The 16,733-nt window shown below is 41.4% G+C and carries 8 protein-coding genes; 6 read left to right on the top strand and 2 right to left on the bottom strand.

The features are described 5' to 3' along the window. Positions 1-4 precede the first annotated feature (4 nt). Both PJIAN_RS09090 and radA read right to left on the bottom strand, forming a co-directional pair. Entirely contained in the window at positions 5-835 is an 831-nt protein-coding gene (locus PJIAN_RS09090) for a polysaccharide biosynthesis/export family protein (protein ID WP_068704242.1), read from the bottom strand. A gap of 720 nt (positions 836-1,555) precedes the next feature. Further along, positions 1,556-2,929, bottom strand: coding sequence for a DNA repair protein RadA (gene radA, locus PJIAN_RS09085; RefSeq protein WP_068704241.1), 1,374 nt, complete (start codon positions 2,927-2,929; stop codon positions 1,556-1,558). A gap of 323 nt (positions 2,930-3,252) precedes the next feature. Here radA and PJIAN_RS09080 point away from each other — a divergent pair, with 323 nt between their 5' ends. From PJIAN_RS09080 to PJIAN_RS09055, 6 genes are all read left to right on the top strand, one after another. After that, positions 3,253-4,761, top strand: a complete 1,509-nt coding sequence (locus PJIAN_RS09080; protein WP_068704239.1) for an LptF/LptG family permease — start codon at positions 3,253-3,255, stop codon at positions 4,759-4,761. 89 nt (positions 4,762-4,850) lie between these two features. Further along, positions 4,851-6,065 (top strand): bifunctional 3,4-dihydroxy-2-butanone-4-phosphate synthase/GTP cyclohydrolase II, encoded by a 1,215-nt coding sequence (locus PJIAN_RS09075; protein WP_068704237.1) that lies wholly within the window; start codon positions 4,851-4,853, stop codon positions 6,063-6,065. Positions 6,066-6,970: 905 nt separating this feature from the next. Then, on the top strand, positions 6,971-10,039 hold the full coding sequence (locus PJIAN_RS09070) for a SusC/RagA family TonB-linked outer membrane protein (RefSeq protein ID WP_101750740.1): 3,069 nt from the start codon (positions 6,971-6,973) through the stop codon (positions 10,037-10,039). A gap of 14 nt (positions 10,040-10,053) precedes the next feature. Beyond that, positions 10,054-12,021 (top strand): RagB/SusD family nutrient uptake outer membrane protein, encoded by a 1,968-nt coding sequence (locus PJIAN_RS09065; RefSeq protein WP_068704232.1) that lies wholly within the window; start codon positions 10,054-10,056, stop codon positions 12,019-12,021. Positions 12,022-12,061: 40 nt separating this feature from the next. After that, complete coding sequence (locus PJIAN_RS09060) at positions 12,062-14,911, top strand: SusC/RagA family TonB-linked outer membrane protein (RefSeq protein WP_068704230.1); 2,850 nt, start codon at positions 12,062-12,064, stop codon at positions 14,909-14,911. Positions 14,912-14,934: 23 nt separating this feature from the next. After that, positions 14,935-16,725, top strand: coding sequence for a RagB/SusD family nutrient uptake outer membrane protein (locus tag PJIAN_RS09055; protein WP_068704229.1), 1,791 nt, complete (start codon positions 14,935-14,937; stop codon positions 16,723-16,725). The last annotated feature ends 8 nt before the right edge of the window (positions 16,726-16,733 follow it).

Below are 16,733 nucleotides of genomic sequence, written 5' to 3'. Positions count from 1 at the left end.
TTTGTTATTTTGATAATGTCACAATCAGTGACGCAAGTGATATAAGAGTGCCTACTACCGAGATGGATATTGTTTCTGCGGTGCTGAATCCCGAAGCTCTTGACTTTGGATTGTTGGGTTGTATGTACAATACATCATTTTGTTGCAGATAAAACCAGGAAGAGTTGATAAGACGGTTGTCTCTCAGGTCGATGCGTGTGGTTTGTCGCTTGCCGTCGTTTCCTTCCCGAATAAGCAGTACGTTGTCGCGTTTTCCGTAAATGGTCAGGTCGCCGGCAAGAGCAATGGCCTCAAAGAGTGAGATTTTCTCATTGTTGATGGAGAAAGCCCCGGGGCGGGTAACCTCTCCAAGAACGGAAATTTTGAAGTTGGCAAAACGTATGTTGACGATAGGATTCTCCTTGATGTATTTCGGATGTATTTGTTTTACGATGTAATCTGCCAGTTGATTTTTGGTCATTCCTACTGCATGGATTTTGCCTAAAACAGGAAAATTGATATTGCCTTGTGTGTCGATCAGATAATTTTGGAGGGTGCCGGAGCCAGTGCCTCCTGCTGATGAGATATTGCCACTGCTCGGATCGTAGTTGCCGGTATTGTTGCCCTGGCCGGGAATGAGTGGCAGGTTGAAAGGAAGAGCAGCTTCCGGGGTTGTTGCATTGACGGTGATAACCAGAAGATCGCCCTGTTTTAGTATTGGATCCGGTATTGAACAGTGTGTTGTGTCGGTGAAGCCGGCCAATCGTCCCGCGTCCTGTACATACACAATATCTTTGTAGGCGTGGCAGGAAGAGAGTAGCAGAATCAGGCAAAGATAGAATAATGTCTTGTTCACAAATAATGATTTTATGGAAAATTAGGGGGCAAAGGTAATCAAATGAATTTTAACAGTGTGTAAATCTCGCCTTTTATTAACATAATTTTTATCGGAAAAAATATATTTGCATCGTGTGATTAAATAGTGTAAAATAAAATAAACGGAAAAAGATGTGTAAAATAAGGGATTGCGCATTTAAGAATTTTGCAAAGAATGGACACTAAAATTTGTAACGAATGCTCTGTCAGATTAGAAGCGGCCTTGTGCGGTGAGCCAACCAACGGTCAGCTTAAGCTAAAACAAGAAAGGCATGCATAAAGTTGTCCATTGGTTGAAGCTCATGACGAAAGGAAGAGGCCATTTGGGGCCATTTAGCTTGACGAGCACCAGTTTTTTGAGCGAAGCGGGCACAGTCTTGACCTTTTTGTGGCAAGTGGAACATTCCGACCGTAGCGGCGGTACAAAGAGGAAATCGGGATTACAGTGACGGAAGCTCCTTGTTTAATTCTTAAATGCGTAATCCCTGTGTGTAAAACAGTAAGAGTTTGTTGCGCGCTAAACATTTCCTAAACAAGGAAGCCGTGTCTAATAGTTAGTACATAGCACCCCGATGGATGATGTATGCAAAATTGGAATAAGAAAGCTGCAATCAGAAATCAAAACAGGTAAGTCGCCTCCGACGGTCATTGAAAAGGAATGCGTGTATATATTCAACGCTAAACAAAGAGTGGTATCACATTATTGTTTCCCGAATAATACTCTAAAGGCGTCTTCCACTTTCTTGGCTTTGATTACTTCGATGGAGAAGCGGGTGTTTTTATCGGACTTATGAAGGTTGTAGTCAGGAATAATGATTTTCTTGAAACCGAGCTTTTCTGCTTCGAGAATGCGTTGTTCGATGCGGTTTACCGGACGGATTTCGCCTGACAGACCGACTTCGCCCGCCATGCAGATATGCCGTTCGAGTGCAATATCCATGCTGGATGAGAGGATCGAGGTGATAATAGCCAGGTCAATAGCGGGGTCGTTTACTTTCAGCCCGCCCGCGATGTTCAGAAAGACATCTTTTTGTGCAAGTTTGAATCCGGCTCTTTTTTCAAGGACAGCTAAAAGCATGTTCATACGGCGAATGTCAAACCCGGTGGACGAACGTTGTGGCGTGCCATAAGCAGCTGTGCTAACCAATGCCTGTGCCTCAATGAGAAAAGGACGGATGCCTTCGATGGCTGAGGCAATGGCGACGCCACTAAGACCTTCGTGATTCTGTGATAGCAGAAGTTCCGATGGGTTAGTTACCTCGCGCAGCCCGTTTTGCAGCATTTCAAAGATTCCAAGTTCGGCAGTACTTCCAAAGCGGTTTTTGTTGGCGCGGAGAATGCGGTACATATAGTTTTGGTCGCCCTCGAACTGAAGCACTGTATCGACAATGTGTTCCAGTACTTTCGGACCGGCAATACTGCCTTCTTTGTTGATATGACCGATAAGCAATACCGGAATGCCTGATTCTTTGGCGAATTTGAGAAGCGCGGCAGAACACTCCCGCACCTGCGTGACGCTCCCGGGTGATGACTCAGCATATTCCGTTGAAATGGTCTGGATGGAATCGATTACTACAATATCGGGTTGTACATTTTTGATGTGAACAAAAATCTGCTCGAGTGAAGTCTCGCTTACCACAAAGCATTCCGAAGCTGGTTTAAGCAGCCTTTCGGAACGTAATTTCAGCTGTTTTACGCTCTCTTCTCCCGAAACATACAATACTTTTTTATTGACCATGTTAAGGGCAACCTGAAGAATCAGGGTCGATTTGCCAATGCCGGGCTCTCCACCCAGCAAAACCAGTGAGCCACCGACCAAACCGCCACCCAGTACCCGGTTGAACTCGGCGGAATAGGTGTCCATACGTTGTTCGGTTGTGCTCTCTACTTCTTCAATACGAACCGGCTTTGATTGAGCCGTATCCACATTGTGAACGGCTTTCGATGGCGTTTCTTTTCGGATTACCTCTTCCACGTAGCTGTTCCATTCACCACATGAAGAGCATTTGCCGATCCATTTAGGCGATTCAGCTCCACAATTCTGACATACGTAAACCGATTTTATTTTAGCCATGTTCAAAAAAATATTTATTTGCAAAGGTAATTGTAATGTGTCAATAAGAGAGCAAAGAGTAAAGAACAAAGAGCAAAGATTTTAGAAAAGTCAGATTTGTGAGCTATTTCGGAGGTCAAAATAAATGAAAGTGATAATTTTTCTTTCTGTGATATACAGCCTAAAACTACAATCCGGTTGTGAAAGAAATTATGGTCGTTTCGCCTCCGGACTCGAATTGTATTGCGATGCCGTTCAGTCTTTGTTCTTTACTCTTTGTTCTTTATTCTCATCTTGTCATATTGATAGATTAACTGTACATTTGTTGCTGAAAGAATTATGTTATGCGAATACTAAAACGAATTGATTCATATACACTTGCTAATTTTATAAGGCTGTTTTCGGCAACCTTTTTTATCTGCCTGTTTGTCTTTTTGATGCAATTTCTCTGGAAATATGTTGACGATATGGTAGGAAAGGGGCTGGGCATTACTGTGCTTGCGGAATTTTTTATGTATGCCGCCGTGTCGCTTGTGCCGCTGGCATTACCGATGTCCATCATGCTTGCCTCGCTTATGTCGTACGGAAATATGGGGGAACAGCTCGAACTGTTGGCGATGAAATCGGCAGGAGTCTCTTTGTTTCGGATTATGCGGCCTCTTATCATTGTTATTTCAATGGTATGCGTGGGGGCATTTTTCTTTTCTAACTATGTGTTGCCCAAGAGCCAGACGAAGATGTTCACCCTCCTGCTCTCTATGCGGCAGAAATCACCCGAGTTGGAAATTCCTACCGGCGAATTTTATAAAGGAATCAGCGGCTATACTCTTTTTGTAGGCGGTAAAGACCTGAAGGGGCAGCTACTCAAAAATGTGATTGTCTACGATTTTTCCAACGGTTTCAGCAATGCATCGGTCATGCTGGCCGACTCTGGTCGTCTGGTGATGAGTAGTGATAAGCACTTTCTTACTTTCAGTCTTTATAGCGGTGAGTCGTTTGAGAACTTGCAGCAGCAACAAACGATGACGCCCGAGACCAAGGTTCCTTACCGGCGCGAGATATTCTCGAGAAAGCAGATCATTATTGATTTTGATGCCAGTTTTACCCGCTTTAACGAATCGCTACTGAAGAATGAGCAAATCAGTAAGAATGTGATTGAGCTGAATCATACGATTGATTCTCTTAATAAGGAAATAAAGCAGATAATAAAGAACCGGACTGTCGTTAATAATCAGAATCAGTATCTGAACCGGATAAACCATGTTCCATTCCATCAGGCAACAGCTAAGAATTTTAAGTTTGAAAAATACAATACCGACACGCTTTTTATGTCGCTTAGTCTGGATGAAAAGAAAAACGCGGTTAGCAATGCACTGAGTGAGGTAAGTCGTGCGAGAGGTGAAATGACCTTCTCAAACATGGATATAAAGGAAAAACAGATGAATATCCGCCGCCATTCAATAGAATGGCATCGTAAATTCGCACTGTCGTTTGCCTGCCTTATCTTTTTCTTTATCGGGGTTCCCTTAGGAGCTATTATCCGAAAGGGAGGTTTCGGTATGCCGGTAGTGATTTCTGTTTTGATGTTCATCTTTTACTATATTATTGACAATGCCGGTACAAAGATGGCAAGAGAAGGATTTTGGCCCGCTTGGCGAGGAATGTGGCTTAGCTCTGCTATTTTGTTGCCGATCGGAATATTTTTGACCTATAAAGCAGTGGGCGATTCCGTTATTATGAATCCGGATGCATATTTGCAGTTGATAAAGACCGGCCGAAAACGTTTGGCAGGCTATTTGCAACAAGGGAAAAGATATGTAAACCACCGCTTGCGCAAAAACTCAAAAAACTAATCAATGGTTGTGGAAGTCTCTGGTCACGACGTAGTGATTACTGATTGCGCCATAATTATTTTGCTTATTTATTCTATACTACATATAATATGGAACAATTTCAATTAAATACTATAGATGAGGCCATTGAAGAAATTCGCAATGGCAAATTTGTTATCGTGGTAGATGATGAAGATCGCGAAAATGAAGGCGATTTTATTTGTGCTGCCGAGTTGATAACTCCCGAGAAGGTAAACTTCATGATTACACACGGACGCGGTTTGGTGTGTGCGCCTCTTACCGAAGAACGTTGTGACGAATTGTCATTACCTATGCAGTCAGAGGATAATACCTCCATGCACGGTACGCCTTTTACGGTGTCTGTCGATTTACTGGAGCATGGATGTACCACCGGCGTTTCGGCATTTGACCGTGCGGCCACAATCAAAGCTTTGTGCGATCCGTCAATTCTTCCTACCGATTTAGGTCGTCCCGGGCATATCTTCCCGTTAAGAGCACGCAGTCGTGGTGTCCTACGCAGAGCAGGGCATACCGAAGCTGCTGTTGATTTGGCTCAACTGGCAGGGCTTTATCCAGCCGGAGTGTTGGTGGAAGTGATTAACGAAGACGGAACCATGGCGCGTTTGCCTCAGCTGCTGGAAGTTGCAAAGAAATTTGACTTGAAGGTCGTTTCTGTAAAAGACCTCATTACTTATCGTCTGGAACGTGAGTCGTTGGTAGAAAAAGGTGAAGAGGTGATGATGCCTACTGCTTACGGTGAGTTTCACCTGATTCCTTTCCGTCAGAAATCGAACGGACTGGAGCATGTTGCCCTGATCAAAGGAGAATGGAACCCGGATGAACCGATTCTGGTACGCGTACATTCTTCGTGTATGACCGGCGATATTTTCGGTTCAATGCGTTGCGAATGCGGCGAACAGCTTCACAAAGCCATGCAGATGATCGAGAAAGAGGGGAAAGGTGTTGTGGTGTACATGAATCAGGAAGGTCGTGGTATCGGCCTGATGAACAAGATAAAAGCTTACAAGTTGCAGGAAAACGGTATGGATACCGTGGATGCAAACCTTCATTTGGGTTTCAAAGCCGATGAACGTGATTATGGTGTTGGTGCGCAGATATTACGTGAGTTGGGTATTACACAAATGCGCCTGATGACCAATAATCCGGTAAAACGTATCGGTTTGGAATCATACGGACTTACTATTGTGGAAAATGTCCCCATTGAAGTTACTCCCAATGAACACAATGCATTCTACATGCACACCAAAAAAGAACGTATGGGTCATGTGTTGAAAAAGATATGATATAATGGCTAATGATCAATAATTGATCATCTCTGAAACGGGCGAACCTACACGAGTAGGTTCGCCCGTTTTTTTTTATTCATTGGAATTCTATGGGGCTTTTTCGCATTGGATTATAAGACCTACCAGAAAGGAAAAATTACAAACCACCATTTGTGGGAGAAGTCATATTCTTCCTTTGTTCATGATCTTCTGTTTTGCGTTAATCGGCTTTATAGACAAACCTTAATAATGAATTGTAAAAGCAGAGTCTTCTGCTTTCCATGTAATATTTCCATGTTAATTTTTGCATTAGTGTTTTCTGATCTCTATTGTTCTTTTTTTTATCACTTGGAATCTTGTGTGAAATATTGATATAGGTTTGTTAATTACAATAAAAGTCCTCAATAAATTAACAGATTCTGTTTGATTGAATAATTTAATGATTAGATATGCTCAAAATTGGAAATTAAATATCTAAAATCAAAAGATAAAAAGAGCGAAAAAATAGATTTTTGCAACATACATTAACCTTAAGTTTAGATACCGAAACACTATGCAAACCACACCTTTTATCCCCATTTATATGCGTAATTGGGCGCTTTTTTATCCCTGACGCATCTATTCTCCTACTTTCAAGGCATTTATCTCAAATGAGACCGTTCTGTTTTGTTCAAATAATCAATCTTAATTTTATGTAACAATGAAAACACTAAATGATGACAGTTGAGACAAAAAATGCTTTTTAGTGATAGATACTGTATTATCTATCCAAAAATTAATTAACCATACAAAATCATTGAATAGTAAATAGTTTAATATGTTAAATTTCTAATACAATGAAGCATAATTACAAAAATGTGCCAATTCGTTTTCTAAAAAATAATATTAGGAGAATGATACTGGTAAGATTTTTAATCTTATCTATGCTTTTTTTATGTTCTGCATTGCAGGCACAGGACAGGCGTACTGTTAAAGGTCAAGTACTTGATGAAAAAAAAGAACCTTTGATTGGAGCTACTGTAACGGTAAAAGGCAATAAGTCGATAGGTACGGTTACAGATGTTGACGGAAAGTTCATCCTGAATATTCCGGCAAAGCAACCCATTCTTGTTATCTCCTACGTTAGTTATGAAACTAAGGAGGTAAATACAACCGGCAAAAACAACATTTCGATAGAAATGACTAACAGTAGTGTTAGTTTGGAAGATGTGGTGGTTGTTGGTTATGGACAACAAAAGAAGACAACCCTTGTAGGAGCTATCACCCAGACAGACGGTAAGGTGCTCGAACGTGCCGGCGGGGTCTCGAATGTTGGTGCAGCATTGACCGGGAATTTGCCGGGTGTTGTTACCATGCAAACTTCGGGTGTTCCGGGAGAAGAAGATCCTAAGATTATAATTCGTGGAACCAGCTCATGGAACGGAAGCGACCCATTGGTACTTGTAGATGGTGTTGAACGTCCGATGACAGGAGTCGATATTTCTTCTGTTCAGTCAATTTCAGTATTGAAAGATGCTTCTGCAACTGCTGTATATGGGGTCAGAGGTGCAAATGGCGTGATTCTTATTACAACTAAACGCGGACAGGAAGGACGTGCTAAGATTGAAGTCGGATTTTCTTCAACAATAAAAGCACCATCAAAACTCCCTGGCAAATACGACTCATACGATGCTTTGGCTGCACGTAACGTGGCAATCGAGCATGAATTGGGTGTAAAACCGGATTCCTGGTCATATATGACCCCCCAGGAGATTATCAATAAATATCGTTATCCGGCTAATACTACTGAAGCAGAACGTTATCCGAACGTTGACTGGCAAAAACAGCTCTTTAAAAATTATGCAATATCCAGTAATGTTAACCTGAATATCAGCGGGGGAACAAACTTTGTGAAATACTTTGCAGCTGCCGACTTTGTACGTGAAGGTGACTTGTTCAGAGTATTGGATGCCGGACGTAATTATAAATCCGGTTATGGATACAATAGATTGAATGTACGTAGTAATCTCGACTTTCAGTTGACCAAGACTACAGGATTGAAGGTGAATATCTCCGGGTCAAACTCATTGAGTACTCGTCCATGGGGTAACACAAATACATCGGACTGGGCAGTAGCTCAACAGTGGGCCGGTGCATACAATATTCCGCCGGATGTTTTCCTTCCCAAATATTCAGATGGATCGTGGGGATTTTACCCTCTGACTTCCAATGTGACCAACTCGGCTCAGGCAATGTCGGTAGGTGGAGTGCAAACTCTTACAACTACACGTATTGCAACTGACTTTGCTTTGGAACAAGACCTTAAATTTATTACCAAAGGCTTGAACTTTAAAGGAACTTTGTCCTATGACAATACTTTCTCTGATGGTAGCCGTGGTGTGAATGACCTCTTCAATGATCCTGTAATGAAATGGATTGATCCTGCAACAGGAATTGCCACATACAAGGTGGAATTCAACCAAAACTCAAAATTTGACTATACTCAGGGCGTGCTTTGGAGTACATCGGGTGGTTCCGTAAATAACGGCGCAACTTACCGTAGTATGAACCTGCAATTACAATTAAACTGGGCTCGCAAATTTGGTGACCACAATGTAACAGCTATGGGTGTTTTCACCCGTCAGCAGAATGCTATGGGTAGTATGATTCCAAGTTATCGTGAAAACTGGGTGTTCCGTACAACATATAATCTGAAAGATAAATACTTTTTAGAATATAACGGTGCATACAACGGTTCAGAAAAATTTGCATCCCAAAACCGTTTTGGATTCTTCAACTCAGGTGCTGTGGGATGGTTGATTTCTCAGGAAAATTTCATGAAACCTCTCAAGTTTATTGACATGTTAAAAGTCAGGAGTTCATTGGGCGAAATCGGGGATGATAGCGGAAGCCGATTCCTTTACATGTCTCAATGGGCTTATGGAGGAACATCAACCCTTTCATTGAATCAGGGTGCCAGCCCATACAATTGGTACAGAGAAGCATCTGTTGGAAATCCTGATGCTCACTGGGAAATTGTTCGCAAATTCAATGTCGGTGTTGATTATGCTTTCCTGAAAGGATTAATTGCCGGTACGGTTGAAGTTTTCAACGACAATCGTAGAGATATTCTGGTTAACGGTGGAAGCCGTTCGGTACCTCCTTATTTCGGTCAAGATCCTCCGACAGCAAACTTAGGACGGGTACGCACAAATGGATATGAAATTGAAGTTCGTTTGAATAAATCTTTTCATAACGGACTGCGTTTATGGGGTAATTTTAGTATGACACATGCTAAAAACGTAATCATCAAGAAAGATGACCCTGCATTATATCCTGCATATCAGAAGGAAGCAGGTTATAGTATTGGCCAGACAAGGGCTTATGTCAGCACAGGTTATTTGAATACTTATGACCAACTCTATGGAAGTGTGCAGCATGATACCAATGACTTGTACAAATTGCCGGGTGACTATAATATCATTGACTTCAATGGGGATGGTATCATTGACAGTAAAGACCGAATTCCATACGGATTTTCTGATTCACCTCAAAACACTTACAATGCTACCATGGGATTCGAATGGAAAGGTTTTAGTGCCTTCGTTCAGTTCTATGGCGTTAACAATGTAACCCGCGAAGTAAACCTGACCAGTTTCTCAGGTATGCTTGATACCGTATACGATCAGGGTACCTGGTGGTCGAAAGATAATACTACAGCAGATATTACAACTCCACGTTGGGCTTCTACTCCAAGCTATAACAATGGTACTCAATATCTGTACGACGGATCTTATGTCCGCTTGAAAAATGCTGAAATAGCTTATACTCTCAGTGGCAAGGCTATAAAGAAATTAAAAATGAACAGTTTAAGAATATACCTGAATGGAAACAACTTGTGGGTATGGTCTAAAATGCCGGATGACCGCGAATCCAACTTCGGAGGTGCAGGTAGCCAGGGTGCATATCCAACCGTAAGACGTTACAATTTGGGTCTTAAAGTAACATTATAATAATATAGAGCGCTATGAAAAATATATATAAAGCATTTTTAGGGGGTGGAATATTCCTTATGATGATTGCATTTTCATCCTGCACATCATATTTGGATAAATCACCTGACTCAAATGTAGATCCGGCAACGGCATTTAAAAATTTCACAAACTTTCAGGGGTTTGTAGAGGAAATTTACAATTGTATTCCTGATAAGGAAAAATGCTATTGGACTACATCGTGGAACTGGGGAGATGATGAGCTCTTTAATACTGAAGGAGCATGGCACATGACTAATCAAGTGGATCTTGGAAACTTCTGGGCATGGCAGGCTGGAAATTTGGCTCAGGCCGGATGCTGGTTAGATAAACCATCAACCAACCCAACGTCTGGAAACAAATTTGATCATGCTCTTTGGCCCCATGCCTGGTATTGTATCCGCAAGGCCAACATGGGATTAGAGAATTTAGATAAAATGGCCGTGGCAACGCAGGAAGAAAAAAATCTGATTGCAGGTCAATTGTACTTTTTCAGAGCATGGTGGCATTTCGAATTGATGGAATATCTTGGAGGATTGCCTTATGTGACGAAAGTCTTACCTTCATCCGGTGCCCTGACATTGCCCCGTCTTACTTATCAGCAATGCGCTGACAGTGCAGCTGCGGATTTCAGAAAAGCAGCTGATTTGTTGCCGATCAATTGGGATAATACCACGGTAGGAAAAAGTACTCTCGGGAAAAACCAATTACGTGTCAACAAAATCATGGCTCTTGGATACTTAGGTAAAGATTATTTGTGGGCCGGAAGTCCGTTGATGAAAAACGGAGCTCAAACAGGTGGTGCTAAAACGTATGATTACGATGTTAATTATTGCAAAAAAGCAGCCGAAGCATTCGGAGAATTACTGACATTGGTGGAAAATAACCAGACTCAGTATTCGTTGGCGCAATTCAAATATAGCAATGTTTATGATCACGTGAAAACCAGCGATGCTACAAGTTGTTTTACCGATATATTCTATACAACAGGACAAGGTTGGTTGATGCCGGGATCTACAGAAGCAATCTTCCGTGGTCCTTCATCTGATGGTAATGGCAGTAACTGGAATACATCTAAGACATTCGGACCCAAAGTTAATGGTTTGGTTGAACATGATAACATTATCCATGTACCAACAGCTAACTATGTCAAATTGTATGGTATGGCCAACGGATTACCTTTGGACGATCCTAATTCAGGTTTTGATCCTACTCATCCTTTCAAGGGTAGAGATCCGCGTTTCTACCATGATATTATGTTCGACGGCTTTAAGTTTGTGAATGCTTCAATGCCGGCTGATCAGGAATATCTGCGTAACCTGCGCCTTTATACCGGAGGTCCGATGAGATCTGCAAACAATGGTAGTCGTACGGGTTATTTCATTCAGAAATTAGTACCTCATCAATGTAACAAATACGATGGTATGTATAACTGGGGTGGTAACTTCCACTGTTATTTGCCCTATATGCGTCTGGCAGATATTTACCTGATGTATGCTGAAGCTTGTGCTGCTGTGGGTGGTTCTACAGCTAAGGCTACTAATTTTAGCAAAACAGCAGTAGATGCAATTAATACTCTTCGCCAACGCGTAGGAGCCGATCCTGTTGGAGGTGGCCCGAGTGGAGATTTAAATCCGTCCTTGAGGACTGATCCTCATAAATTTATGGATGAGATAAGAAGAGAACGTGCTGTTGAATTATCTTTTGAAGGATTCCGTTTTAACGACTTGCAACGTTGGTTACTTCTTACAGAAGCTCCTTATAATGTTAAAACATCGCAGGAATTCGACCGGGTAGAAAGTGACGATTACTACAAAACGAATGATCCTAAAAATGCTCGTATAGCTAACTTTAGAGAACAGGTCGTATTGACCCGCCTTTTTGGTTCAAAGCATTATTGGTTCCCTCTGAAAATTAAAGATACTTCGCTGTATCCGCAATTCGGACAAAATCCCGGATGGTAATTCTAATAAACATCAATGTTTAACAACAAATGAATATACGATGAAATACATAAAAATAAGACTTACTTTATGTGCTTTGTTTGCCTTCTCCTCGCTGTTTTTAGCGACTGCGCAAACATCTGCAGATAATGAAGCTGTTTCTTCGAATAATGATGGAAACTCATTAGTTCAGGTGGCTTACAGGAAAGTGCCGCAAAGCGATTTGTTAGGAGGGGTTTCCGTAGTCGATATGGAAAATTTAATGAAGAAGAACTACAACACCTATAGTCTTGACAATATGCAAGGTTATGTGGGTGGGTGGACTGGTAATTCATTGTGGGGCATGGGTAGCGATTATTTAGTCTTAATAGACGGCGTTCCCCGTGATGCTAACAATGTTGATCCAACTGAAATTGATCAGATTACATTCCTGAAAGGTGCTTCCGCGATAGTGCTTTACGGTAGTCGCGCAGCCAAAGGTGTTGTGCTTATTACAACAAAGAGAGGTAAAGCCGGACCAAACAAAGTGGATGTGCGGGTTAATACTGGTATGTTTGTTTCCAAGCGCTACCCAACCTATCTGGGTTCTGCTGAATATATGTCGTTATACAACGAGGCTCGTACCAACGATGGTTTGACTCCTTTGTACAGTGCAAATGACATCTATAATTACAGCACAGGTCAAAATCCGTATCGCTATCCGAACCTTGATTTCTACTCTTCTGATTTTCTGAAGAAAGCTTATAATAAAACTGAAGCTGTTGCAGAGATTTCAGGTGGAAATAACAGAGCACGTTATTATACAAATATTGGTTATTATACTCAGGACGATCTGTTCAAAATTGGACAGGGAAAAAACAATAATATCAATCGCCTGAATGTAAGAGGTAACATCGATTTTGCAATCAATGATTTAATTAAGACGTATGTCAATGCAAATGCTACTTTCTATAATACCCGCAGTGCAAAGGGTGATTATTGGGGTGCTGCATCTACCTTCCGTCCTAATCGTTTGTCTCCGCTTGTGCCACTTAGTTTTATTGACAAAAACGATGTCAATAATCTGGCATTGATTAATAGCAGTTTGAATATTGTTGATGGTAAGTATTTCCTTGGTGGAACACAGGCTGATCCAACGAATGTTTTTGCTGATATGTATGCCGCCGGTTACAGTCAATGGACAAGCCGTCAGTTCCAGTTTGACACAGGACTCGATTTTGACTTGAAAGGAGTGTTGAAAGGTCTTTCCTTCAAAGGTATGTTTGCAGTAGATTATGCTACATCATATACGCTTTCTTACGATAACAGCTATGCAGTTTTTGCACCTACATGGGCTGCTTACAATGGTACAGATGTTATTAATACGATTACGAAATATAATGACGATAAGAAGTCTGGAAACCAGAATGCGAGCAATTCAGCCGACAGACAGACTATTGCATTTTCTGCTCAATTTGACTATAAGACAAAAATCAATGATGTTCATAATATTTCTGCAACATTATTGGCTGCAGGTTTTCAGCAGACACAATCAGGAACTTACCATAAACCCTCAAATGCCAATATCGGGTTACAGGTAAGCTATGATTACCAAAAGAAATATTTTGCAGATTTAGGCATTGCCGGAGTTCATTCAGCAAAGTTAGGAAGCGGAAACAGAGATGCTCTATCTCCGTCAATGACTTTGGGATGGAATGTGAAGAAAGAAAATTTTCTGGCGAATTCGCCGGTTGTAAATGATCTTACTTTGAGTGCGTCGGCAAGTATTCTGAACTCAGATTTGGATATTGCAAACTACTATTTGTACCAAGGTAACGTAACGCAAGCGGATGGAGCCTACTGGGGCTGGTATGACGGAGCGTCTGAAAAATCTACCAACGTTCGTCGTGTTGACAGTCCGAACCTGACTTTTGTGAAAAGAAAAGAATTTTCTGTCAACATGAAAGCTGCCTTGTTGAATAAACTGATTACAGTAGATGCTTCTTACTTTACAAATAGCATGAAGGGCCTTATTGTTCAGCCATCTACTCAATATCCAAGCTATTTTATTATCGGTTATCCTCAAACATCGTTTGCTCCATATGCTAACTTTAACAATGATGGACGTAATGGTTTTGATGTTAAACTCAATATCAATAAGAAAATTGGCAAACTGGATTGTTCTTTAGGTTTGATAGCAACATATTATATGGCTAAGGCTACGAAGAGAGATGAAAATTATCTGAATGCTTACCAAAACCGTGCAGGCAAACCGCTGGATGCAATCTGGGGCTTGAAAGCGCTTGGATTTTACACTAAGGATGAGGTTACTGCTATTGATGGTACGGCTGCTCATCCAAGACCAACCTTTGGTAATGTACAAGCCGGTGATATCAAATATCAGGATATGAACCAGGATGGTGTGATTGACGAAAAAGACCAGGTTAACTTGGGTCGTGGCGGTTATTCCGGAGCTCCTCTTGTTACAGGTGTAAACCTTACAATGAAGTATGGAAACTTTACTTTATTCGCTTTGGGTACAGGTGGTTTTGGTGCAAAAGCCATTAAAGGCGGTACATATTATTGGGTGTATGGAGAAGGGAAGTACTCGGATGTTGTTCGTGGACGCTGGACAGAAAGTACTGCAGCTACAGCCACATATCCAAGATTAACAACAGGAAGTGGAACTAACAATTTCCAAAATTCTGACTTCTGGCTGTACAGTACAGATCGCTTTGATTTGGCTAAAGTTCAGTTGACTTACGATGTTCCTAAGGCATTGTTGCAAAAGTTCTTTATCCATGAAATCTCAGCCTATATTAGCGGTTCAAACTTGTTGACAATCGCTAAAGAGCGTAAAATATTGGAAACGAATGTAACAAGCGCCCCACAAACCCGATTCTATAATTTAGGCGTTAAAGTGGCATTCTAATTCATAAAAAAAGAATTAAAACTATGAGAAATATATTGAAACTTTTGGTTCTTATACCTCTTTTGGTGGCATGTTCTGATTACTTTGAACCAGCCATTGAAAATAATCGATCTATCGACGCTATGTATCAGGAACCGGCATTCGCTCAGGGTTTGTTAGGTTCAGCATACATTCTTTTGCCTTATCAAAATGCTCCGGCTACTGATCTTGCATCTGATGACGCAGTCACGAATGATTTTAATAATGCATATTTGAGAATGGCAACGGGTTCCTGGACTGCCAGTACCGATGCTCAATCAAGATGGAGTGGATGTCGTGCTGCAATTCAGTATTTGAATCTTTTCCTTCAGAATTCAGATAAGGTGGCCTGGGCTAAAGATCCCAACCGTAAAACGATGTATAATGATCGTTTCAAAGGTGAGGCTTATGCATTACGTGCACTGCAACTGTTTACGTTGCTGAAAGCACATGGGGGTTGGACAAGTAGTGGACAGTTGTTAGGAGTGCCTATCGACACTATTCCTCAAACGACTTCAACCAATTTCAATGTGCCCCGTAATACGTTTAAGGAATGTGTACAGCAGATATACAAGGATATGTCAAGAGCTATGGCTTTGTTGCCTTTAGACTATACCGACATAGCGAATGCAAGCGGCATCCCGGCCAAATATCAGACAATGGGAGTGACAAAAATCACTGACTATAACGATGTATTTGGCAACATTATGAGAGGTCGTATCACTGGGCGTATTGTAGAAGCGATTAAATCGCAGGTTGCGCTTTATGCTGCCAGCCCTGCATTTAGTGCCGGAACCAATGCTTCGTATGCTGATGCTGCCGATTACGCTGCTGTCGTGATTGACAGGCTTCCAAACAAAGTGAACGATTTGCCCGCGAATGGTAATACCTGGTATACAAATACGTCAGATATTGACGCTATTGCTTCAGGTTCCAATCCAAGTGAAATAATCTGGAGATCGGATGTCGGTTCAAATCTCGATTTGGAGAAAGACAATTTTCCTCCATCTCTGTTTGGAAAAGGACGTGTGAACCCGTCACAAAATCTTGTTGATGCTTTCCCTGCATTGAACGGTTACCCTATTTCGGATTCAAATAGTGGTTATGCGGCTACCAATCCATATGCAAACAGAGATCCCCGTTTGGCGAAATATATTGTTGTGAATGAAGGAACTCAGGGTCCAAGTAGTACCAAGATTATTTCAGGAACGTACAATACGTCTAACAATGATGTTCTTAATAAGCAGAGTGGGGCGTCTACCCGTACCGGATATTATTTACGTAAACTGTTGCGTGCCGATTGTAATCCTGATCCTTCGAAAAATACAGGACAAAAGCATTATACTGCACGTATCCGCTACACCGAAATATTTTTGAACTATGCAGAAGCAGCCAATGAGGCGTATGGTCCTACCGGAACAGGTTCTCATTCTTACAGCGCCTATGATGTGATCAAGAAAATACGCCAAAGAGCAGGTATTACCGGAGGTGATGCTTATCTGGAAAGTATTAAGAGTGATAAGGCTAAAATGCGTGACCTTATTCGCAACGAACGCCGTATTGAAATGTGTTTCGAAAATCAACGTTTTTATGATTTGCGTCGTTGGAAAGTCCCGACAGCAAATCTGAATGAAACGGTAAAAGGAATGCAGGTCGATAAGTTGTCGGACGGAACATTGAAATATACTCCGATTAACGTTGAAGCAAGAAATTACAAAGATTACATGTATTTTGGACCAATACCTTACAGCGAAATACGCAAATTCAACTCGTTGGAACAAAACGCAGGCTGGTAATTTTAATT

Source organism: Paludibacter jiangxiensis, from assembly GCF_001618385.1.
GTDB classification, from domain to species: Bacteria; Bacteroidota; Bacteroidia; order Bacteroidales; family Paludibacteraceae; genus Microbacter; species Microbacter jiangxiensis.
Note: the sequence above shows the minus strand (reverse complement) of the source record. Positions and strands in the feature narration are given on the sequence as shown.